Origin of the sequence: Flavobacterium sp. KACC 22763 (assembly GCF_028736155.1) — a bacterium.
Taxonomy (GTDB): Bacteria; Bacteroidota; Bacteroidia; order Flavobacteriales; family Flavobacteriaceae; genus Flavobacterium.
Map to the genome: position 1 here is coordinate 3,164,810 of NZ_CP117879.1, position 22,011 is coordinate 3,186,820.

The following is a 22,011-nucleotide window of genomic DNA, read 5'->3' on the forward strand; positions in this document are numbered from 1 at the left end:
TTAGATTAAGAATATATTACCAAATTTGAACTCATAAAAAAAAAAAAAACGGCTCAAAATATTTTGAACCGTTTTTTCTTATTTTAGCTGATCAGTTTTTTAAACCATCCTTTTTTCTCCAATTTCTCTCCATAACCGTAACTATACTTTCCTTTCGGTTTTGTATCATTGAGAACAATGCACATATTAGGAAGTTTTTTATCTCTAAAAAATCTGTTTGCAATAGATATCATTCGTTTTTCTAAAAATCTAGCACGCATTACATAAACAAATGTGTCAGCATTTTTTGCTATGAGCAATGTATCTGTTACGAGACTAGCTGGAGCAGTATCAACTAGTATATAATCATATTCTGTTTTTAAATTTTCAAATAACTGATCTATTTTTTTACTCATCAATAACTCAGCTGGATTAGGAGGGATTATCCCTGCTGGCAGAATATAAAAATTTTCGTATCCTTCATATTTTATAATATAATTTTCGATAGTTTTATTTTCCGAAGACAAGTAATTCGTTAATCCTTCAGAAGGCAGGGTAAGATAATCTGTTAATTTCGGATTTCTAATATCCATACCAATAAGCAGAACTTTTTTACCTGCTAATGCAAAACTGGCTGCTAAATTTGTCGAAATAAATGTTTTCCCTTCGGAAGCAAAAGTTGATGTTACAAATATTTTTTTTGCGATTTTTTCTTCGGTATTATTGAGCATAAAACCAAGATTGGTTCTAACAATACGGAGCGCTTCAGCAGAACTACTTCTGCTATTAGGTCTGATTAATTCTGACACATGCTCACAATTAGGTACATCTCCGATAAAAGGAATTTGAGTTTTCCCTTCTAAATCATCTCTACTTTTAATTTTAGTATTTAATAAATCATCTGCATAAATAATACCCAACGGAATCAATATCCCAAATAAAATTCCTGCTAGATAAATTATTTTTTTCTTTGGACTTACTTGATTTTTTTCTGCTTTTGCTGTATCAATTATACGAGCATTAGGCTCAGTTGCAGCCAAAGAAATTGCAGTTTCTTCTCTCTTTTGCAATAAGTACAAATACAGCTCTTCTTTTACTTTTTGCTGCCTTGCTATCGCTCTAAACTGACGCTCTTGAACCGGAATTTTTCCAATTTTACTGTTCAAAACTCCTTCTTTAATTTTTAGATCGCGATTTTGAATTTGCAAATTAGACTGCATTCTATTCAAACTTTCTGCTACATTAAGTTTTAAAGAATTTATCTGCTGGTCCAATTTTACAACCGCCGGATTCTCACTTGTTGCCGATTTCAAAACTCGGTTACGATCTAAAACCAATTGGTTGTAGGAATTAATCAAATTAGACGCATCTCCTTTATCTAAAATTAAATTAGAAGGCAACAAATCTGAGTTTGAACTTTTTTTAATAAAATCAAGCAAAGAAGAAACTACGTTTAACTGAATTTCTGTTTCAACACCTTTTTTATCATATTCATTTGAACTTTCAACATACAGCTTTGCATCAGACTCAATATCAGTTAGTCGATTTGATTTCTTGAAGCTCTCAACATTTTGTTCTACACCATCAAGTTCTTGTGTAATCAGGGCAAGCCTGTTTGCAATAAAATTAGAGGTGTTTTCTGAGATGAAATTTTTATCTTGTGCCGCACGCTCATTATAAATCTCAACCATATTGTTTAAAAACTCCTCGGCCTTTTTAGCAACGGGATCTGAAATTGAAATACTAACCACGCTACTGGTTTTACTAATAGGCTCTACTTTTAGTTTTTTTCTAAAATCTTCTGTTAAATCATCCAATGGCTTTATCAAAATACAGATAGCTCTCTCTCCATTTGAATAAAAATCAGAAAAAAGAGCTGTTTTATTTACTACTAAAATTCCTGTTTTCGTGAGAATTTTTTCTCCAAATCTAAACTCTTTCTTAGGCGAGACAATAAAGTTTTCCTTATTTTCAATTTTCTCTATTAATGAAAAAGTTTCAGCAGTTATTAATTCGCAATTAAGATTAACATTTGCCTCTCCAAATGATTGCATTTTTTTTATAAAATGAATTTCTATTGGAGACTCTCCATACATATCACGCTTTGTAAAACTTTCCTTATAAAACAAAGCGATATTTAAATTAAGTTTCAGAATTGTACTTTCTGCTAAAGTTCTTGATTTTAAAATTTCAATTTCATTGTCAATATTACTTTTCACACTTGCTCCCAAACCTAAATCTGAAAAAACGGAAAGTTCTGAAAGCATCCCACCTTTTTTCTCATCCTTAACAAGTATTGTAGTTGAAGCCTCATAACTAGGTGTTGATAATCTTAAATATAAAAAAGCCAACAACAGACCTATTATAATACTCAGTAAAAACCAACGCCAATGAGCTAAATATTTTTCTAATTGTTGTGTAAGACCAAGATCTTCGATATCATCATCCTCAACATCATTGTAAAACTCTTTCATTATACTTTATTATTTCGATTTTATTTAAAAATTAGAACTGAAAGCGAGACTAAAATAGAAATCGCAGAAATGATTACGGAGGTATTTGGCCCGACAGCCGAGGAATTCACTCTAGTTTTATTAGGCTCAACATATACTACATCATTTTGAGCTAAATAGTAAAAAGGAGAATTAATAAAATCTGATTTGGTTAAATCCACTCTATTGTATGATTTTACGCCATTAACTTCACGTATAACCAAAACATTATCTCTTTTTCCATATATAGTCAAATCCTTGGCCATACTCAAGGCCTCAATTAATGTAATTCTCTCTGAAGCAACAGAATAAGTTCCTGGTTGATTCACTTCCCCCTGCAATGAAATTTTGAAATTTGTTATACGGAGATTGATTATTGGATTTTTAATGTAATTTCCAATTTTGTTCTGTAATAATTCCAACACTTCTGTACGACTAAATCCACCAACTTTTATTTTCCCAACTACAGGAAACTCAATATTTCCGTTATGATCTACCAAATATAATTGCACCGTTTCTTGACTACGAGCAATATCCAGTTTATTGTTGCCGGCAATACTAAATGTTTTTAAATTAAAAGGAATAGCAGCCTCAGGATCATCAGCAGAAACAATAATCATTAATAAATCATCAGGCTGAATTTTAACTTCATAAGAAGTTATATTTTGCTTGGTTTGAAGGGAATCAATATTTTGGTAATAGACAAGATCTTTCTTAGAAGCGCAAGAAAAGAACAAGATAAAAACTGATAAAAAAGCAACAGTTTTTATCAAAAAGACAAATTGAAATTTCATTATGTTTGAATTTTAAATCATAGAACATTTACAACAAAATAGAAAACCTATCCTGCAAATGTATTTTTACTAAAAGGGATTGTATTTTTAACTTGGAAGAAATCTAGTATGCATTTTTTTCTCCTCGAAAAACATTAATAATTGTTTTTATAATGATTTTCACGTCAAGAAGTAAGCTCCAGTTTTCAATGTACCAAATATCGCATTCAACTCTATTTTCCATATCAACCAGTTCTTTAGTTTCGCCACGGTAGCCATTAACTTGTGCCCAGCCGGTTATCCCAGGTTTTGCATATTGTCGAACTAAATAATTATTGATTAGCTCACTATATTCTTGTGTATGATACAACATATGTGGTCTTGGTCCCACTACTGACATATTACCAAGAAAAACATTAAAAAACTGAGGCAATTCATCGATGCTTGTTTTACGCATAAAGGCACCAAACTTTGTAACGCGTGAATCCCCTTTCTGTGCCTGTTTATGATCTGCTGAAGCATTAACAGTCATACTTCTAAATTTAAAACATGCAAAAGATTTGTTATCCCGTCCAGATCGATCTTGTTTAAAAAAAACAGGTCCTGAAGATTCCATTTTTATAATTAGCATTATAATCGGAAACAGCCACGGAAATATTAATAAAATAACCAACCCTGAGAAGCAAATATCAAAGATTTTCTTCAGTAATCTATTTATTGCATATTCTAAAGGCTCTCGACGAGACATTAATACAGGTGTATTCTCATAAAAAGAAATCTCAACTCTACTTGATTTAGTATACAACTGAAAATCAGGTATAAATTTCACACGAACCATATGATGCTCGCAAATATCTATTAAATAATTAATGATATTAACGTTATCAATATGCAATGCGATATACATTTCGTCCACGTGAACTTTTGCCATGTAGTTTTGAATATCATTGAACCCTCCCAAAATACTATCGCTTGCTGAATCAGAGCTATTTTGGTTTTCATCAAAAAAGCCTAGAAATCTATAACCATAAGTTAAGTTTTTGGCTAATATTTTACGCATTCTCCTCCCCTTATCGTTAGCTCCTACAATAACAATGTTTCTAAAATTATATCCCTTAGACCTAACATGTTTTAAAAACCGCATCAAAAAAAATCTTGATAACATCAATAACACAAAAAAAAACACATAAAAGCAAAATAATTGCATTCTAGAAATATTGGAATATTCTAGAAAAACTACAAAAACTGCAACAATAGAAGCGTGAATAACAACTTTTTTAATTGTTCTGCTTAAAATTGATTCTAAGGTTTCTATCCTAATAATTTTATAAGAATTCTTATAGAGCAATAATCCAATCCATATCAAATTGCCCAATAAAGAAATAGTTCTTGATTCTTTTATTGCTAGTACATCAAGATCACCAGACCTAATTAAACCAGAAACAAAGACTGCAACATTTAACAAAATCATGTCCCAAACAATGAACGTAATTTGGTAGTATCTCGAAAAACTATATTCAGATAGTTTTTTTAAAATTTTCATAATTGAAAAGAACTCTATTTGAAAATACTTTTAATTTTTTTTTCTAAAATTAGCTTAATAAAAACTGGCCCGTAATACAAATATCTTTTCCACATTCGTTTGGGTTCTTTTACTAATCTCACAAACCATTCTAAACCTATATTTATCCAGAAATTACTTGGTCGAGCAATAGTATCGGCATAAAAATCAAAGACAGCACCAATTGAACAAATTAGTTTTACGTCTAACTCATTTTTATACATATTTGACCATTTCTCTTGCTTGGGAGCTGTCATTCCTACAAATAACACATCTGGTTTAAAACCATTGACCTCATCCAACATCTTCTTGATATCGCATGGTGAAAATTCATCTTTATATGGCGGTGAAAAGGTTGATAATTTTATATTTGGAAATTCGTCTGAAACTCTTGAAGCAATTCTATTCAATGTATTTTGAGAAGATCCTAAATAAAAACAAGTTCCACCTTTTTTATTCAAATTAGCAAGAAGAAATTGATGGATATCCGCTCCTGCAATTTTTTTAATGGTTTTATGTGTTAATAATCTAACAGCACTAATAATACCAACACCATCGGGTAATAAAATATCAGAATCCAACAATGCTTTTTTAAAATCTAAATCTTTCTCAGCAATGCAATAAGAATATTGATTAATGGTATTAATTAAAACTTTTGAACCTGTGAAACAATCTGAAAGATCTCCACTGTAAATAGAATAGTCCATTAAAGGGACAACGGAGGCTGGTTTGGTCATTATGAAGTATATTCTTTTATCGCCTGTTAACATTCTAAAGTACTTACTCTACAAAATGTTTATGAACATGCATTTCTAATTCTACTAAAGACAGTATTTAAAAGGATTTTAAGAGCTAGTATTTAACTAGTGCCAAATCTATTGAATGATTATTTTTAAACTTAATTGAGATTTTAGAAGCTTTATTATCAAAAATCTATTCTTGCAATAATTTACGATGATCCTCCAAATCTTTCTTAAATTCAAAGCGGTCACGTATTTTTTTTCCAGGATTACCGGCGTAAATAGTATAACTTTCAACATCCTTTGTTATAACTGAACCCGCAGCAATAATTGCTCCCTCATTTATTGAAACACCTTGCAATATTGTAGAGCCATAGCCAATCCATACATCACTACCAATTTTCGTGACTAATCCTATGCCTTTCCATGAATAATTATCTTCCCTTATCGATGCTGCCAATCTAATTGGTGTTCCTATCTGCTGAAAATGATGGTCAAACTTACCTATGATTGCCACACGATTTCCAAAAATGACATTATCACCAATAACACAATCCGTCTCTATAAACGAATCTCTCCCTATGTAAAAATTTTTGCCAATGCATAAAGTAGATTTAGCCCAAAGCCTTACACGAGCACCCGCAGAAAATCCTTTACCAATCGAATATCTGCGATATTTTATCTTCACGAGATAAAGGTTTCTGATTTTCTTTAAAATTTTTATCAAAATCATAAGCCTAAAAAAGTTTCTATTTTAGATCTTAATCTAGAAAACAAACTCATTTTATATTGAAATTTCTTTTGAGCTGAAATTGTTAAACCAATAGCGGGTGGATAATTAATGCCTACATTTTTTTCATTATCCAAAATAGGAATATATCTACGTGACGAACCCTTTGTGTGTGTAGCATCTGCACCAAAGCCTTCGTTTATGATTTTTGATTTAATTGGATATACAGTTAATCCATTAAATTTATATTGATTATAAAACCATCTTATAGCCCATGAATCAAGCTTACCTGTCATTTGTTTCTCAAGCATAGTGTTCAAATCTGAACCGCCTTGAGAAAAAGCCTTTCTTGCTTTTTTATTTTTCACAAACAACTCATAATCTTCAATTTGCCAATCAACTTGTTCCCACCTATCTTTCCATGTTGCCCAACCCCAAGACCATCCTCTATTAAGAAAATAAATATCATAAGGATATTTTTTATCCATATTGAGATTGAATGAAAATCCTGAAACGGAAAAAACTTTTTTATGATCTGCAAATCTTTCAAGCGATTCATTCATGAAGTTTAAAAAATTACTTGTCGTAACCAAATCATCTTCTAATACGATAACATTTTGATGGACTTTTAAAACTTCACTTACACCATCAATTATTGAGGTCGCCAATCCTTTATTTGATATTCCTTCATGGATTGTAATAGATTTAAATCCATCAATAGAATTTATATATTTTCTAACTGCACTGACAGCCTGTTTATCTGACTCTCCTTTAGCGGCATCAGAAAAAATATAAAGATCAGATTCAGCAGCAAGATAATTTTGCTGAAGTGATTCAACTGTTTTCTTTAAAGTATCAAGACGCTTAAATGTGAATAAGACTATTGGAGCAAGTTCCATTTATATATTTTTTTTAAATTCTGATCCAAGTATTCTACAGTAGTCAAATAAAAAATAAACAATACTACAGCAACTATTTTTTTTTGCCCAATACCACCTTCTTTTTATGTTGACAGGAGATTTTTTAGATGTAAGAGTATCTCGCCAGTATTTAATAGTTTTTTTTCTATGTAAATTTTTTAATCCAGTAGCGTTTACTTCACTAAAAACAACAGAGGAAGTAGAAACAAATAATGAGTACCCATTTCTTTTACATCTTAAAGAAAAATCTTCGTCTGCAGAGTAATGAGGAAAATAAATTTCATCAAACACACCAAGAGATTTAAAAACCTCAATAGGATATAAAGTACCTCTACCAGGCAGAAGATCACTTTCTATAATACTATTATTTATTCTTAAAGTTTCGTATTCCTGTTCTAAACTAACGGCTGAACGATATTTTGCAGTAACTGAATTCCACTTAATTCCAGCAAAAACAATTTTATTTATATCTCTTCTATCAACAGACACACTTCCTATAATAGATTTATATTTATCTGCAGCTGTGCTAATTATAGTTTCCAAATAATTTTGATCAACTATTAAATCATTATTTAAAGTTAAAACATATTCTGCTTGATTATATAAAGCGTATTTAACACCTAAATTAGTAGCTGCAGTCCACCACATATTTTCGTTTCCTTGCAGAATTATTACTTCGGGAAATATATTTCTAATTTCGCTTGAAGTTTCATCAGTAGAGCCATGATCAACAACGACTATTTTATATTTGGAATAAGTCTGAAAGCACAAACTTTCTAAACAAGCTTTTGTAAAATTCCATCTATTTAATACTGGAATAATAATATAAATCATTTAATATGCATGTTATTAGAAATTAACAATTTACAGAAACGATAAAATAAATATGTATATACCATAACTGTTAAACAGCCAAAAAAAACAGTTGCTTGTCCGTTAATAAGTAAAATAAAGAGGGCGAATAGAATAGAATTCTGAATTAAGTTAAAATAAGAATTTGGATTCATTAATTTTTGGGATATGTTATTAGCAAAAAATGCTATTAAGATCATTATTGGTAAAACTAAAAATCCATATGCAAAATATAATTCACCCACAATTCCAATTCTAATTCCAAATTTTTCATTGTATAAATTCATAAAAGCATGATGGCTACCCATCTTATATAATTCATTTTTATCCAAATCCAGCATTTCTAGAATAGTAGAATTTGCAAATGATCCAAAGGCACTCCATTCAAAATTATAATTTCGGATTGATTGAATATTATACGTATTAAAACAATGAACATAGTCTTTAAATTCAACTCCAAATGGAATATTTTCTACCAAAAGAGTAAGAGATTCTCGTATATCGGAACCTGTTCTTAAAATATTAATTAAAATATAAACTATTCCGACACTTGAAAAAGACAAAATAATAGGGCTGTAATCAATCTTTATATCTCTACTTATAACTTCGAATTCGTTATTTTTTAAATTAACCATCAAAGGGACAAAACTTAAAATACACATTAAAAGAATAAATCTTTTTCCATCAACAGAAACGATAAATAAAATAACTAATAAATAAAAAAAGGAAAAGATTCTCTTATCTCTAAACATTAAATAAGTTAGGCTAAAACTATATACACAGAGAAATTTCAACCCATAAAAGAAACCATAATTAAACTCATACATATCGCCAACAAAATCCTGGCCACTAAGAATTGGAAGAATTCCTATGTTTGTATATATACTATATATAAAAACCAAAGGATATATTAACATTAAGTAAATAAATGGTGTCTTTAAAAAGACATGTTGGTCATTAACAAATCGTTTTTTTTTTATTTTCTTTCTTTCAAAGAAAAGAATACCTAAAATAAAAACAAGTAAACATAAAAGATACAAAAATGAAGCATCATGTATTTCGAGATTCCAGATATTAGTTCTTGACTTGGAACTATTAATATTTAAAACACCTAAAAAATAAAAAATGAGCCAAGTTCCAGAGATAATTTTATTAAACACGTTTTTCATTCTGCTTATTAAAAAACAATTAACAAAGCAAATTATAATGATGTCAAAAGGAATTGTTTGAGCGATATTTCCTGGATAAACTAAGACAATTAATTCATTAAATAGTAAAATAAAAATATACGGAATTAAAATTTTAAAGTTGAAGCTCGTCTGATTTAAACTATTGCTTTTCATCTAATTTTCTAATAAACTTCGCAGGATTGCCTGCCCAAATTTGATTTTCAGGAACATCTTTAGTAACAACCGAACAAGCTCCAATTATTGAGTTTTGCCCAATCGTTACACCCTTTAGTATTGTTGAATGTGCCCCAATAAAAGCATTACTACATATTATGATAGGTTTATTTTTTGCTCCTAATCTATCTTTATAACTATCTTTTCTTTCTTCTGGGTTTAAACTATGGAAATCTGTATCATAAATCACGACATTCCCTCCCAATTTCACATTATCACCAATCTGCACACTATTATGACATACAATTGCTGATGAACTAATCCCTACATTATTACCAAATATTAAATTTCCGTTCTTCCCAACCATAAAACTACATCTCTTAAATCTACCAATAGGATTTGAGACCTCTCTATTATTCATTTTAAAATTTACGCCAATTACCATCCTTCCTCCACGAGCAATAAAGACTTTAGGAACTCCATTCGTTATGAATTTATCAAATTTTACTCCGTTTGAGTATAGAATAAAACAACAAAAAACTTTATCTAATACTTTTAGAAAAGTATAGTAAACTTTTCTAAAAACTTTAAAAAAGAGAATAGTTATGGATTGAAACGAACTCATAAATTCCAAATTCCTTTTGCTTTTTGAGAAATTATCTTATTAAATTGAACAGTAGAGATAATTACACTCGGGACAATACAAATTATAGTTCCCAAAATAATTCCAACTGGTCCAATATTAAGATGTTTTGCAAAGAAAATAGAAATAGGAATATTCAAAACACTCATAAAGATAGTTTGATATAATTGCAATTTAACCTTGCCAATCCCATTTATAAAATAATTAAAAGGCGTTAAATATATTATCAAGCAGGTATAGATACACATTGATAAACTCATATAAAATGGCACATCAGCTTCTTTACCTAACCATATTTTATACAAAAAATCGGAGCACAGTAATATCATCACAGAAATTACGCAAAAAATGACTATAAACATTTTCAAATTTTTCATAGCTACTTTTATCCACATGTAATCACTTTTAAAATATGCTTCAGTAAAAGAAGACCAATATGGTGTAACAATAATAGTAAACATCATTATTGAGATACTAAACAACTTCAATGCTAAATTATATGGAACAACTTCTTTAGGAGAAAACAGTTGAGAAATAATTATATTATCTGTTGTTGTAATAATTATCCAAGCCATTTGTATAAAAAAAAAGCTAAACCCCAAGCCAAAAATATCCTTAAAATAATCCTTCTTCCACAAAGAAAAAACAGGTTTGTAATCTTTATAAACATTTGTAAAAGCAAAAACATTAAGTCCAATCAATATCAAAACTGGTAATACAGAAAAAATAATTCCAAATAAAAACAAAGAACTTTCTGTTGTTTGTATCATAAACCATATTGCTATTAAGGAAAGTAATGAAGTGTAAAAATTAATTTTTCCTTGCATCGAATGATTTTGATCTGCAGTATAAATAGTCGTGATTAATTTCCCTACTAAATTCAAACAAAATAAAGCAAACACAATTGGCATAAGTAAACTAAGTTGTTTCTGGAAATTTTCATTGGTATTAAAAACTTTTGACCAATCAACAAAAAAATTAAAAAGAAAAAAAACTGGAATTAGAATAAAACAAATAGACCCAATTGTAAAATAAGCAGTGCTCACGTAAGTTTTTGCTAAAATCAAGTCTTCTTTTGCTTTGGCCTCAGCAAATTTATTTCGCAAACCGTTTCCTATACCAATGTCGAAAAAAGAAAACCATGCTATAAAAGAACTAAGTGTAAGCCATACGCCATAATTATCTGTATCTAAAAACTTAATAGTCAATGGAACCATTAGAAAAGAACAAATTATACTTCCACCTTTATAGAGAAAAGAAATGAACACGTGTCTAGTAATATTCTTTGTACGGTTGCTCTTAATTCCGGCCTTATCATAAATCTTTTGAACTAAATGTTTCAAATTTTAATATTTAATTTTATAAAAAATGGTTTTCAGTTTAAAAGCGGAATATCAAAAATTACTCAAAATAATTTAAAGTTTTATACCCAACTTCTTTCAAGTATTGATCTTTTTGCATGAGTTCCAAATCACTTTGCATCATATCTGTCACTAAAGCCTGTAAATCATAATTGCAATCCCAGCCTAATTTACTCTTTGCTTTAGCTGGATCACCGATCAGCAAATCGACTTCTGTAGGCCTGAAATACTTAGGATCAACTGCCAATACTTCTTTGCCAATCTCTATTTGAAAATTAGAATTATTACAAGCTTTTACATACCCTTTTTCATCAACTCCATTGCCAATAAATTCTAACTCAATTCCGACTTCAGCAAAGCTCATACGTACAAAATCTCTAACAGTAGTTGTCTTACCTGTTGCAATTACCCAATCTTCAGGTTTATCAGCCTGAAGAATCATCCACATCATCCTAACATAATCTTTAGCATGTCCCCAATCGCGTTTAGCATCTAAATTTCCCAGGTGCAATTTATTTTGCAACCCTAGTGCAATTCTGACAGTTGCTCTTGTAATTTTTCTGGTCACAAAAGTTTCTCCTCGTCTTGGAGATTCATGATTGAACAAAATACCATTGCAGGCAAACATATTATATGCTTCTCGGTAATTTTTTGTTATCCAAAAACCATAAATTTTAGCAGCACCATATGGAGAACGTGGGTAAAATGGAGAGTTCTCATCATAAAACCCTTTTTCATTCTTATTATCTGCCAAACCTCCATATAATTCAGAAGTTGAAGCCTGATAAATTTTTGTTTTTTTCTCAAGTCCTAATATCCTAACTGCTTCTAAAATGCGCAAAGTCCCAATTCCATCAACATTTGCTACATATTCTGGAGAATCAAAAGATACTTTTACATGAGACATTGCTCCTAAATTATAAATTTCGTCAGGCTGTACTTCCTGAATAATTCTGATAATATTAGTTGAATCTGTCAAATCGCCATAATGCAATTTGAAATTCACATGCGACTCATACTGATCCTGATAAAGATGATCTATTCGCTGTGTATTAAAAGACGATGCACGTCTTTTTACTCCATGTACCTGATATCCTTTTTCTAATAATAATTCAGCCAAATAAGATCCGTCCTGACCTGTGATTCCTGTAATAAGTGCTACTTTCATATTTTATTCAATTTTGGACAGTATAGTGTTCCTTTATAATTTTATCTGCTTAAAATTTTCAATGTTTTTTGAAAACCAATCGTAAGTTGTTTTAATCCCTTCATAAAGTTCTACTTCATGCTTCCATCCAAGTTTATGCATTTTTGAGACATCCATAAGTTTCTTAGGTGTGCCATCAGGTTTGTCAGCGTCCCAAATAATCTTTCCAGTATGGCCAGTAACTTGCTGCACAATTGTGGCTAATTTTTCTATTGCTAGATCTTGGCCTGTGCCTACATTGTATAAATAGTGAGGCAGCTTGTTCTCTAAAGCAAAAACAACCGCTTTAGCCATATCATCGACATACAAAAACTCTCGCATTGGCTTTCCGCTCCCCCAAAGAGTTACTGGGGCGTTATCATTTATTCTAGCTTCATGAAATTTTCGAATCATAGCTGGTAAAACATGTGAAGTATTTAAATCAAAATTGTCATGTGGACCATACAAATTTGTTGGCATAAGACTTACATAATCTTTTCCAAATTGTTTTCTAATAGCTTGACAAGCTTTTATACCCGAAATTTTTGCAATAGCATACCATTCATTGGTTGGTTCTAGAGCATCTGTTAACAGATAATCCTCTTTTAACGGTTGTGGAGCTAATTTTGGATAAATACAAGAACTTCCTAAAAAAATAAACTTTTCTACTCCACTGCGCAAAGCAGCATCAATTAGATTATTTTGAATTTGCATATTCTCCATTATAAATTGATATGGAAAATCATTATTAGCCAAGATTCCCCCAACACGAGCGGCCGCATCAATCACAATTTCAGGCTGGCTGCCGGCAAAAAAATCATAAACTGATTTTTGATTTCTTAAATCTAATTCTGCACTAGAAAGCCCAATTAAATTTGTAAATCCTTTTTCAACCAAAATTTTCCAAATGGCGCTACCTACCATTCCTTTATGACCTGCAATATAAATTCTGCTATCCTTTTTCATAATCTCAAAATACTTTATTGCACTTTAGCCAACTCCCTAACAGCCACTTCCTTTCTAAGCCCACTACTCGAAAAACGATGATCACGTTTGTTAAAATAAATCTCAATTCCTTTTTCTTCACAATATTTTCTACCAGTAAATTGTTTATGTTGATATTCATCGCCTATTATGCGAACATCAATTTTAAAAGCTCTTAGGATATCTTCTAAGTCTTGTTCTGTAGAATAAGGAACAATTTCATCTACAAACTTGCATCCCTTCAGCTGAATGTATCTTTCAACTACAGTTTGAGCAGGTTTGTTTTTTTCTGGTCTATCTAATGTTGGATCTGTTTGTAATCCCACTATTAAATAATCACATATCTGCTTTGCTTCTTCTAACATTTTAATATGGCCTGCATGCAGTAAATCAAAAGCGCTAAAAGTTATTCCTATCTTCATTTCTTAGACTTTAGTTTATTTATTTATAATTGTCAAATTCTTAGCTGACTGGCACAGCTTCGCTACTCCCACTCACATAAACTGGGATCAAATCTGATTTTGATTATATACACAAACCTTCCTTAAATATGTCGTAGGCTTATGTTCTTATTTTTTTGCAAAAGTAGCCTAACGTAAAGGTAGGATACAAGGCAAAAAGAAAGAATTATCTTATTTTATCACAAATAAAACCTTTAGGGGTTATCTCCAAAATGGGGCAAAAAGACATTTATAGCAATTAGCTCCTATTTTTCAGACATTAAACCCTATTTTTACTTTCTTAATAAACCTTAATCAAATGATTAGAATATTAGTACTTTGGGGCCTACTTATCTCTTCAGCTTATAGTCAAAATGAAGTGCATCCAGATGTAAAAGCTAAAAATTACAATTCTAAAGCAATAAACACTGGTAAACTCAGCAATAAAAACCTGAAACTAAAACCCGAATATTCCATTCGTTTGAGTGATTCCATAAAAGAAACTTCTGGATTAATCGCCTTCGAAAATCTTCTTTGGACACATAATGATGATCACGACAAAACGATTTATGGACTGGATTCTTTAGGAAAAATTAAAAAGAAAATTGTTTTGGAACAGGCAGTGAATCACGACTGGGAAGAAATTTCGCAAGACAACACAAATATCTATATTGGAGATTTTGGAAACAATTATTCTGGAAATCGTTCGGATTTGAAAATTCTTAAAATCGATAAAAAATCTTTTCTGGAAGGCAATCCAAATATTGAAACCATTTCTTTCACCTATTCCGATCAAACCGATTTTTCTCCTTCAAAACCTAACAAAACTGATTTTGATTGCGAAGCTTTTATTGTTTCCAAAGACAGCATTTATCTTTTTACCAAGCAATGGAAATCATCCAAAACCAATATTTATGTTTTGTCGAAACAAAAAGGAACACAAACTGCAAAATTTAAATCAACACTCGACACCAAAGGTTTGGTTACGGGTGCAACCTATTTAGAAGATAAAAAACTCATTACTTTGTGCGGTTATACTAAGGTCGGAAAACCGTTTTTATATCTGCTTTATGATTTTAAAAATCAGGATTTTTTGTCTGGAAACAAAAGGCGAATCGATTTAAAACTTCCCTTTCATCAAGTAGAAGGAATTGCAACAAAAGATGGCCTCCATTATTTTATTACGAATGAATCTCTTGTTCGGAAACCTGTTTTAAACAATCCGCAGCAAATTCATTATTTTGATTTGAGTTCTATCCTTAGCTTGTATCTCCATAAATAATTCGCAAATGCAAGATAATAGTTTACTTTTGCAGAAAGTTATGTTTTAGAAACATTCATAACTCATAATTTATAACTTATACTTACAAAGTGAATTACTTATCTGTAGAAAATATATCAAAGTCATTTGGCGAAAGAGTCCTTTTTGACAACATTTCTTTTGGGATTAATAAAGATCAAAAAATCGCTTTTATCGCAAAAAATGGTTCTGGAAAAACCACCATAATGAGCATTATTAACGGATTGGAAGAACCAGACACAGGACAAGTTGTTTTAAGGAAAGGAATCAGAATGGCATTTCTTTCGCAAGACAATAATCTTCAAGATGAACTAACGATTGAAGAAAGTATTTTCGCTTCAGATAATGAAACTTTAAAAGTTATTGAGGCTTATGAAAAAGCTTTAGAAAATCCTTCAGACGAAGAAGCTTATCAAAAAGCTTTTGATGCTATGGACCAGCATAATGCGTGGGATTTTGAAACACAATACAAGCAGATTTTATTCAAATTAAAACTGGAAGATTTTAAACTTAAAGTGAAGAATCTTTCTGGAGGACAGAAAAAACGTCTTTCATTGGCTATAATTCTAATCAACCGTCCAGATTTATTGATTTTGGATGAGCCAACCAACCATTTGGATTTAGAAATGATCGAATGGCTTGAAAGTTATTTTGCCAAAGAAAACATTACGCTGTTTATGGTAACGCACGACCGTTTCTTTTTGGAGCGTGTCTGCAACGAAATTATCGAATTAGACAACGGAAAACTATATCAATACAAAGGGAACTATTCTTATTACCTTCAGAAAAAAGAAGAAAGGATCACTTCTGAAAATGCTAGTGTTGACAAAGCAAAAAACCTTTTTGTAAAAGAATTAGAATGGATGCGCCGCCAGCCAAAAGCAAGAACAACCAAATCTAAATCGCGTCAGGACGACTTTTACATTATTAAAGAAAAAGCGCAAAGCCGACGAAAAGAAAATAAAGTTGAACTTGAAATTAATATGGAAAGAATGGGAAGCAAAATTATTGAGCTTCATAAACTTTCTAAAAAATTTAAAGACAGAGTTATTCTTGATAACTTTAGTTTTGATTTCCAACGTGGCGAAAGAATTGGAATTATTGGTAAAAACGGAACTGGGAAATCTACTTTCTTAAATCTGCTTACAGGAACAATTCCGCCAGACAGTGGTCGCGTTGTAAAAGGTGACACTATAAAAGTCGGATACTATACACAATCTGGAATTAATCCAAAACCAGGACAGCGCGTTATCGATGTCATTAAAGAATACGGAGAATATATTCCGTTGGCAAAAGGAAAAATTATTTCGGCCTCTCAACTATTAGAGCGTTTTCTTTTTGATGCTAAAAAACAATATGATTACGTCGAAAAACTGAGCGGAGGTGAATTAAAGCGTTTGTATCTATGTACCGTTTTAATTCAGAATCCAAACTTTTTGATTCTGGATGAGCCAACAAACGATTTGGATATTGTAACACTAAACGTTTTGGAAAGTTTCCTTTTAGATTACCCTGGATGTTTATTGGTAGTTTCTCACGACCGTTACTTTATGGACAAAATTGTCGATCATTTATTTGTTTTTAGAGGAGACGGAGTTATCGAAAATTTCCCAGGAAACTACTCTGATTTTAGAGCTTACGAAGACAGCGCCGATGTTGCTCAAAAAGAAGAAAACAAAGCCGAAAAGAAAGATTGGAAACAAAATAATCCGACAGGAAATTTAAGCTTTAACGAACAGAAAGAATATCAGAAAATCGAACGAGAGATTAAAGATCTTGAAGCTGAAAAAGCTAAAATCGAACAATTATTCTCTGACGGAAAAGTTGCTGATGCCGATATCGAGAAAAAAGCGAACGAACTTCAAAATATAATTAATAAAATAGACGCTAAAGAAGAACGCTGGTTTGAACTTTCGGCTAAACTTGAGGGATAAATTTTTAGTTTTCAGTCGCAGTGACAGTTTTCAGTTTTTCTTAAACTGAAAGAAAAATCCTAATTTAGCAAAAAAAACATGGATTTTAAAGAATTATTAGCTTATAAGAAGTCATTTGAACTTGCTATGGAAATTTTTGAATTGTCAAAGACGTTTCCCAAAGAAGAAAAATTTTCTTTAACAGATCAAATACGACGATCATCGAGAAGCGTTAGCGCTAATATTGCTGAGTTCTATAGAAAAAGAAGATATACAAATCATTTTATAAGTAAATTAACTGATAGTGATGCTGAAAACTCAGAAACAAATACATGGCTTGAATTTTCATTAGAATGCCAATACATTACAAAAGAAACATTTGAAAAACTAAATGTTAAAAGTCTTGAAATAGGAAGATTGATAAATTATATGATAAATAATCCAAGTAAGTTTGGTTGTGGATAGAACTAAGACTGGCACAAACTGAAAACTGCGACCGAGACTGAGACTAAAATTAATTCTTTATATTTACGACTTTTAAAATAAATACCACATGAAAAAATTATTAATCGCATTATTTACATTGACACTTTTCGTTTCGTGTTCTAGTTCTACTCCTGACGATATCCTACCACCACCAAAGGATTATACGGCACAAAATGATAAAGAAATCACTGATTATCTTGCTAAAAACAATTTAACAGCAACAAAAACAAGCACAGGATTATATTACATAATCAAAACAGAAGGCACAGGAAAACAACCAAGTGTACTATCTACTGTAACTGTAAAATACAAAGGATACTATACATCTGGCAAAACATTTGACCAAAGCAAAGATGCTGCTGGTGCTACTTTCCCATTAAATAAAGTAATTCAAGGTTGGAAAGAAGGAATTCCGTTTTTTAAAGAAGGAGGAACTGGAATTTTGCTAATACCATCACATTTAGGTTATGGAAGTTATGACGATCCAAGAGGTGTTCCTGCTGGTTCTGTACTTATTTTTGACATTGAACTAATTTCAGTAAACTAATTATTGTACCCTGAAAAGTAAAAATGCTATTTCAAATACAATCTTATTTAAAATTTCTTTGGCATTCTAAAAATGAACACGCGGTTCATTCGCCGTTCGTTTTTAGCCTGCTTACCAAATGCTTCTACGATAAGAAATCCAAACCTGAATATGCAATTCTAAAAAAATACAGAAAAACGCTTTTAGAAAATAAAAACTTTATAGAAGTGACTGATTTTGGAGCAGGATCAAGAGTTTTTAAATCAAACAGAAGACAGATTTCTAAAATTGCGCAAACAGCGGGAATTTCGCCAAAACGAGCTGAATTATTGTTTCGAGTTACCAATTATTTTCAGCCAGAAAACATCCTCGAAATAGGGACTTCTTTAGGCTTAGCAACTTCTGCTTTGGCTTTAGGAAATCCGAAAGCAAAAGTAGTTACAATTGAAGGCTGCCCAAATACCGCAAATGTTGCCCAAAATCAATTGGCTGAATTTGATTGTAAGAATGTTGAAAATGTAATTTCTGAATTTGAATCTTTTTTAGTTTCTGAGAACATTCAAGCCACAAATTACAATCTGATATATTTTGACGGGAATCATTCTAAAAAAGCAACTTTAGCATATTTTGATCTTTTACTGCCAACTATCGACAATGATTCTGTTTGGATTTTCGACGATATTCATTGGTCTCCCGAAATGGAAGAAGCTTGGGAACTAATTAAAAATCATCCGATGGTAAAAGTCACAATTGATACTTTTCAATGGGGATTTGTATTCTTTAGAAGAGAACAGCCGAAAGAACATTTTATAATACGAGCATAAAAAAAGACGATCAAAAATGATCGTCTTTTTGTTTAATTGAAAACATATTAAAATCTTATTTTTTTGCGTCTTTATTTTCTTCAGACTTCGCTCCCATTCTATTTACAGTATACATTGGTGCAAATTTGATTTTTAAACCAGCAATTTTTCGGTTATCTTCTGCCGACAAACCTTCTTTCTCAACTGTATTTTTACGACTATCAAGAGCTTCATACATTAATTTAATTTCATCCCAGTCTTCTCGAGAATATCTGTCTTTATTATTTTCTACAGTATGAACAAACTGCTGATAAACGCTATGAATATTTTGAGCATTTACCCAACTGAAACTCATATCGTCACCAATTTTTCCTGCACCAAACAGGGCGTCTCTTAATTGTTGTTTCGGACTAGGAGCTGGAGGGGCAAATTGGGCGGTCATTTCATTTTTAAATTCCTCGTATTTAATTTTACTTGCATTTACTTTTTCAGTTGCAGCAGCATTATCTTTGATATCTGCTAAAGCAGCTTGCGCTTCCAGAGATCTTCTGTCATATTCGGCTTCTACACTTTTCCAATTGTCTTTTAAATCGGCTGCTGCCACATTTTTAACAGAATCAACGTAGATTACATAGTTCTCAACTGTTTTTTGAGCTTTTTCTTGTTTTTCATCTTTACACGATGCAAACCCTAATACTAGTAATGCAATTCCTATAGCTATTTTTATATTTTTCATAATCTTAGTTATTTAATTAATTTATATATCAAATTTACTTAATACCAATTTTAATAAATTACATTATTGTCACATTTTAAAAACAAAAAACATATTAAAACTATAAAACATTAAAAATAATGCGAATTACACAAAATTAAAACCAAATCATATAACTCTTTTGCTTTTGAAAATCATATTTTATTACTCGTTTCGATACGTTTATTAGCGTAAGTGATTTTGTAACAAAAACCAATTATCAACTACTTATTCAAAAGTGTTTTGTACTTTTAAATCCAAAATTGTAAACTCAAATGGCTGAACCATTAATTAAAATAACCGACATAAAACGAAATTTTACTTTAGGAAACGAAATCGTTTATGTTTTAAAAGGAATAGATCTAGAAATACAAAAAGGCGAATATGTTGCTTTAATGGGGCCTTCCGGATCAGGAAAATCTACATTAATGAATTTATTAGGCTGTTTAGACACACCAACTTCGGGTCGTTATATTTTAAATGGAAAAGATGTCAGCAAAATGAAAGATGATGAACTGGCCGAAATTAGAAACAAAGAAATTGGTTTCGTTTTTCAGACCTTCAATCTTTTACCAAGAACTACTGCTTTAGATAATGTTGCCTTGCCAATGATTTATGCTGGTTATGGAAAATCTGAAAGAATAGCCCGTGCAACCGAAGTTTTAAAACAGGTTAATCTCGCAGACAGAATGGATCACCAGCCAAATCAGCTTTCTGGAGGACAGCGCCAGCGTGTTGCAGTCGCAAGAGCTTTAGTAAACAAACCATCGATTATTTTAGCCGATGAGCCAACAGGAAACTTAGACAGTAAAACTTCAGTAGAAATCATGAAGCTTTTTGGAGATATTCACGCACAAGGAAATACTGTAATTCTAGTAACTCACGAAGAAGATATCGCTGCTTATGCGCATAGAATTATTCGTTTAAGAGATGGACTGATTGAAAGTGACACAAGAAAAACTGTTTAATCGTTTATTTGATTAATCGTTTAATCGCAAAAGAAAACTTATAATTTTAGCACGATCCTAACAGCTTTCGACAAAGCAAAAAAATAAGCTCAAAGAAAGAAAAACTTAGAATCTTAGCATCTCAGAACCTTAGCATCTTAAAAAAAAATGAAAGTATATACCAAAACAGGCGACAAAGGAACAACGGCTCTTTTTGGAGGAACTCGAGTACCAAAAGACCATATCAGAATTGACAGTTATGGAACTGTCGACGAACTAAATTCTTATATCGGATTAATCCGCGATCAAGAAATGGATTCGCATTACAAAACTATTTTAATCGAAATTCAAGACCGCCTTTTTACGGTTGGTGCCATTTTGGCAACTCCACAGGAAAAAGAAGTTTTAAAAAACGGAAAACTACGCTTAGAAAATCTAGGCATAATTGATTCGGATATTGAATTATTAGAAAACGAAATAGATAAAATGGACGAAAGTCTTCCGCCAATGACTCATTTTGTTTTACCTGGAGGCCATCCAACCGTGTCACATTGTCATATAGCACGCTGTATTTGCCGTCGCGCAGAACGTTTAGCAGTGCATTTAAGTCATAATGAACATGTTCCTGAAATAGCAATCACCTATTTAAACCGACTTTCTGACTACCTTTTTGTCTTGGCACGAAAGTTGTCCTCAGACTTAAAAGCGGATGAAGTGAAATGGATACCCAGAAAATAAATTTTCTGGAAATTCCAAAGGAAGAATTAAATTCTTTTCGAATTTAAAAAAAGAAAAAAAACTTCGATTATAAATTGGAGTTTGGAGTTTAAGTCACTGGTATTCAAAGGCTTTTTATTGGAATTTGGAATTTAAATTTTGGGATTTAAAATTCATTTTTGGGATTTAAAAAGAGACGTTCTTAAATTTTATTAAAATAAATCAAAATTTACTTGTCTTTTTCAGTAAAAAATTTATTTTTGCACAAACTAAACAGATAACAGATGTATTGGACATTAGAATTAGCATCTTATTTAAGTGATGCGCCATGGCCTGCTAACAAAGATGAACTTATTGACTACGCCATTAGAGCAGGTGCTCCATTAGAGGTAGTAGAAAACCTTCAATCAATCGAAGACGAAGGTGAGATATATGAATCAATGGAAGAAATTTGGCCTGATTATCCAACAGACGAAGATTATCTTTGGAATGAGGATGAATATTAAAAAATAAACCAAAGGAAAAAGTCTCTCATCATAGAGACTTTTTTTTTGGTTCAAA

The 22,011-nt window shown here is 31.2% G+C and carries 22 protein-coding genes; 8 read left to right on the plus strand and 14 right to left on the minus strand.

Annotated features, from left to right (window positions below; all coding sequences use genetic code 11):
* Window positions 1-83 precede the first annotated feature (83 nt).
* The 13 genes from PQ463_RS12765 to PQ463_RS12825 all read right to left on the minus strand — a co-directional run bounded on the left by PQ463_RS12765 (window position 84) and on the right by PQ463_RS12825 (window position 13,986).
* Window positions 84-2,453, minus strand: coding sequence for a GumC family protein (locus PQ463_RS12765; protein WP_274254044.1), 2,370 nt, complete (start codon window positions 2,451-2,453; stop codon window positions 84-86).
* Between the two features lie 20 nt (window positions 2,454-2,473).
* A complete protein-coding gene (locus tag PQ463_RS12770) occupies window positions 2,474-3,265 on the minus strand; it encodes a polysaccharide biosynthesis/export family protein (protein WP_274254045.1) in 792 nt (263 codons plus the stop codon).
* A 103-nt stretch (window positions 3,266-3,368) separates the two neighbouring features.
* Window positions 3,369-4,787, minus strand: a complete 1,419-nt coding sequence (locus PQ463_RS12775; protein WP_274254046.1) for an undecaprenyl-phosphate glucose phosphotransferase — start codon at window positions 4,785-4,787, stop codon at window positions 3,369-3,371.
* A gap of 14 nt (window positions 4,788-4,801) precedes the next feature.
* The gene (locus PQ463_RS12780) at window positions 4,802-5,575 is read right to left on the minus strand and encodes a WecB/TagA/CpsF family glycosyltransferase (protein WP_274254047.1); all 774 of its coding nucleotides are present in this window, start codon (window positions 5,573-5,575) and stop codon (window positions 4,802-4,804) included.
* 163 nt (window positions 5,576-5,738) lie between these two features.
* On the minus strand, window positions 5,739-6,278 hold the full coding sequence (locus PQ463_RS12785; RefSeq protein WP_274254048.1) for an acyltransferase: 540 nt from the start codon (window positions 6,276-6,278) through the stop codon (window positions 5,739-5,741).
* Complete coding sequence (locus tag PQ463_RS12790) at window positions 6,275-7,174, minus strand: sugar transferase (protein WP_274254049.1); 900 nt, start codon at window positions 7,172-7,174, stop codon at window positions 6,275-6,277. Before PQ463_RS12790 ends, PQ463_RS12785 begins: the two co-directional genes overlap by 4 nt.
* The gene (locus PQ463_RS12795; RefSeq protein ID WP_274254050.1) at window positions 7,175-8,029 is read right to left on the minus strand and encodes a glycosyltransferase family 2 protein; all 855 of its coding nucleotides are present in this window, start codon (window positions 8,027-8,029) and stop codon (window positions 7,175-7,177) included. It abuts the gene before it with no gap.
* The gene (locus PQ463_RS12800) at window positions 8,026-9,390 is read right to left on the minus strand and encodes a hypothetical protein (protein ID WP_274254051.1); all 1,365 of its coding nucleotides are present in this window, start codon (window positions 9,388-9,390) and stop codon (window positions 8,026-8,028) included. Before PQ463_RS12800 ends, PQ463_RS12795 begins: the two co-directional genes overlap by 4 nt.
* Window positions 9,377-10,015 carry an acyltransferase gene (locus PQ463_RS12805; protein ID WP_274254052.1) on the minus strand — a complete coding sequence of 213 codons (639 nt, stop codon included), beginning with the start codon at window positions 10,013-10,015 and terminating at the stop codon, window positions 9,377-9,379. Before PQ463_RS12805 ends, PQ463_RS12800 begins: the two co-directional genes overlap by 14 nt.
* Window positions 10,012-11,376, minus strand: coding sequence for a lipopolysaccharide biosynthesis protein (locus tag PQ463_RS12810; protein WP_274254053.1), 1,365 nt, complete (start codon window positions 11,374-11,376; stop codon window positions 10,012-10,014). The genes PQ463_RS12805 and PQ463_RS12810 overlap by 4 nt, the downstream gene beginning before the upstream one ends.
* Window positions 11,377-11,434: 58 nt before the next feature.
* Window positions 11,435-12,562 (minus strand): GDP-mannose 4,6-dehydratase, encoded by a 1,128-nt coding sequence (gmd, locus tag PQ463_RS12815; RefSeq protein WP_274254054.1) that lies wholly within the window; start codon window positions 12,560-12,562, stop codon window positions 11,435-11,437.
* Window positions 12,563-12,595: 33 nt separating this feature from the next.
* Window positions 12,596-13,546, minus strand: coding sequence for a GDP-L-fucose synthase family protein (locus tag PQ463_RS12820; RefSeq protein ID WP_274254055.1), 951 nt, complete (start codon window positions 13,544-13,546; stop codon window positions 12,596-12,598).
* Between the two features lie 14 nt (window positions 13,547-13,560).
* Window positions 13,561-13,986, minus strand: a complete 426-nt coding sequence (locus PQ463_RS12825; RefSeq protein WP_274254056.1) for an adenylyltransferase/cytidyltransferase family protein — start codon at window positions 13,984-13,986, stop codon at window positions 13,561-13,563.
* A gap of 337 nt (window positions 13,987-14,323) precedes the next feature.
* Between PQ463_RS12825 and PQ463_RS12830 the strand changes: the two genes are divergently transcribed.
* The 5 genes from PQ463_RS12830 to PQ463_RS12850 all read left to right on the plus strand — a co-directional run bounded on the left by PQ463_RS12830 (window position 14,324) and on the right by PQ463_RS12850 (window position 19,053).
* Complete coding sequence (locus PQ463_RS12830) at window positions 14,324-15,286, plus strand: T9SS C-terminal target domain-containing protein (RefSeq protein ID WP_274254057.1); 963 nt, start codon at window positions 14,324-14,326, stop codon at window positions 15,284-15,286.
* Window positions 15,287-15,375: 89 nt separating this feature from the next.
* Window positions 15,376-17,238: an ABC-F family ATP-binding cassette domain-containing protein gene (locus PQ463_RS12835; protein ID WP_274254058.1), complete on the plus strand. Its 1,863-nt coding sequence runs from the start codon at window positions 15,376-15,378 to the stop codon at window positions 17,236-17,238.
* A gap of 78 nt (window positions 17,239-17,316) precedes the next feature.
* The gene (locus PQ463_RS12840; protein ID WP_274254059.1) at window positions 17,317-17,682 is read left to right on the plus strand and encodes a four helix bundle protein; all 366 of its coding nucleotides are present in this window, start codon (window positions 17,317-17,319) and stop codon (window positions 17,680-17,682) included.
* A gap of 88 nt (window positions 17,683-17,770) precedes the next feature.
* Window positions 17,771-18,250, plus strand: coding sequence for an FKBP-type peptidyl-prolyl cis-trans isomerase (locus PQ463_RS12845; RefSeq protein ID WP_274254060.1), 480 nt, complete (start codon window positions 17,771-17,773; stop codon window positions 18,248-18,250).
* Between the two features lie 23 nt (window positions 18,251-18,273).
* The gene (locus PQ463_RS12850) at window positions 18,274-19,053 is read left to right on the plus strand and encodes an O-methyltransferase (RefSeq protein ID WP_274254061.1); all 780 of its coding nucleotides are present in this window, start codon (window positions 18,274-18,276) and stop codon (window positions 19,051-19,053) included.
* Between the two features lie 55 nt (window positions 19,054-19,108).
* Here the strand turns inward: PQ463_RS12850 and PQ463_RS12855 are convergent, their stop codons facing one another.
* Window positions 19,109-19,768 carry a DUF6565 domain-containing protein gene (locus PQ463_RS12855; protein ID WP_274254062.1) on the minus strand — a complete coding sequence of 220 codons (660 nt, stop codon included), beginning with the start codon at window positions 19,766-19,768 and terminating at the stop codon, window positions 19,109-19,111.
* Between the two features lie 293 nt (window positions 19,769-20,061).
* Here PQ463_RS12855 and PQ463_RS12860 point away from each other — a divergent pair, with 293 nt between their 5' ends.
* The 3 genes from PQ463_RS12860 (at window position 20,062) to PQ463_RS12870 (ending at window position 21,956) form a co-directional block, all read left to right on the plus strand.
* Entirely contained in the window at window positions 20,062-20,754 is a 693-nt protein-coding gene (locus tag PQ463_RS12860) for an ABC transporter ATP-binding protein (protein WP_111426669.1), read from the plus strand.
* Window positions 20,755-20,901: 147 nt separating this feature from the next.
* Window positions 20,902-21,471 (plus strand): cob(I)yrinic acid a,c-diamide adenosyltransferase, encoded by a 570-nt coding sequence (locus PQ463_RS12865; protein ID WP_111378383.1) that lies wholly within the window; start codon window positions 20,902-20,904, stop codon window positions 21,469-21,471.
* Between the two features lie 263 nt (window positions 21,472-21,734).
* Window positions 21,735-21,956 (plus strand): DUF2795 domain-containing protein, encoded by a 222-nt coding sequence (locus PQ463_RS12870; RefSeq protein ID WP_007138072.1) that lies wholly within the window; start codon window positions 21,735-21,737, stop codon window positions 21,954-21,956.
* Window positions 21,957-22,011 lie beyond the last annotated feature (55 nt).

Excerpts from the sequence above, each read along its gene's own strand:
- PQ463_RS12840 (WP_274254059.1), top strand. The coding sequence starts at position 17,317 with ATGGATTTTAAAGAATTATTAGCTTATAAGAAGTCATTTGAACTTGCT.
- PQ463_RS12775 (WP_274254046.1), bottom strand. The coding sequence starts at position 4,787 with ATGAAAATTTTAAAAAAACTATCTGAATATAGTTTTTCGAGATACTAC.
- PQ463_RS12855 (WP_274254062.1), bottom strand. The coding sequence starts at position 19,768 with ATGAAAAATATAAAAATAGCTATAGGAATTGCATTACTAGTATTAGGG.
- PQ463_RS12845 (WP_274254060.1), top strand. The coding sequence starts at position 17,771 with ATGAAAAAATTATTAATCGCATTATTTACATTGACACTTTTCGTTTCG.
- PQ463_RS12870 (WP_007138072.1), top strand. The coding sequence starts at position 21,735 with ATGTATTGGACATTAGAATTAGCATCTTATTTAAGTGATGCGCCATGG.
- PQ463_RS12780 (WP_274254047.1), bottom strand. The coding sequence starts at position 5,575 with ATGTTAACAGGCGATAAAAGAATATACTTCATAATGACCAAACCAGCC.
- PQ463_RS12825 (WP_274254056.1), bottom strand. The coding sequence starts at position 13,986 with ATGAAGATAGGAATAACTTTTAGCGCTTTTGATTTACTGCATGCAGGC.
- gmd (WP_274254054.1), bottom strand. The coding sequence starts at position 12,562 with ATGAAAGTAGCACTTATTACAGGAATCACAGGTCAGGACGGATCTTAT.
- PQ463_RS12795 (WP_274254050.1), bottom strand. The coding sequence starts at position 8,029 with ATGATTTATATTATTATTCCAGTATTAAATAGATGGAATTTTACAAAA.
- PQ463_RS12860 (WP_111426669.1), top strand. The coding sequence starts at position 20,062 with ATGGCTGAACCATTAATTAAAATAACCGACATAAAACGAAATTTTACT.
- PQ463_RS12770 (WP_274254045.1), bottom strand. The coding sequence starts at position 3,265 with ATGAAATTTCAATTTGTCTTTTTGATAAAAACTGTTGCTTTTTTATCA.
- PQ463_RS12800 (WP_274254051.1), bottom strand. The coding sequence starts at position 9,390 with ATGAAAAGCAATAGTTTAAATCAGACGAGCTTCAACTTTAAAATTTTA.
- PQ463_RS12790 (WP_274254049.1), bottom strand. The coding sequence starts at position 7,174 with ATGGAACTTGCTCCAATAGTCTTATTCACATTTAAGCGTCTTGATACT.
- PQ463_RS12785 (WP_274254048.1), bottom strand. The coding sequence starts at position 6,278 with ATGATTTTGATAAAAATTTTAAAGAAAATCAGAAACCTTTATCTCGTG.
- PQ463_RS12830 (WP_274254057.1), top strand. The coding sequence starts at position 14,324 with ATGATTAGAATATTAGTACTTTGGGGCCTACTTATCTCTTCAGCTTAT.
- PQ463_RS12765 (WP_274254044.1), bottom strand. The coding sequence starts at position 2,453 with ATGAAAGAGTTTTACAATGATGTTGAGGATGATGATATCGAAGATCTT.
- PQ463_RS12805 (WP_274254052.1), bottom strand. The coding sequence starts at position 10,015 with ATGAGTTCGTTTCAATCCATAACTATTCTCTTTTTTAAAGTTTTTAGA.
- PQ463_RS12850 (WP_274254061.1), top strand. The coding sequence starts at position 18,274 with ATGCTATTTCAAATACAATCTTATTTAAAATTTCTTTGGCATTCTAAA.
- PQ463_RS12820 (WP_274254055.1), bottom strand. The coding sequence starts at position 13,546 with ATGAAAAAGGATAGCAGAATTTATATTGCAGGTCATAAAGGAATGGTA.
- PQ463_RS12865 (WP_111378383.1), top strand. The coding sequence starts at position 20,902 with ATGAAAGTATATACCAAAACAGGCGACAAAGGAACAACGGCTCTTTTT.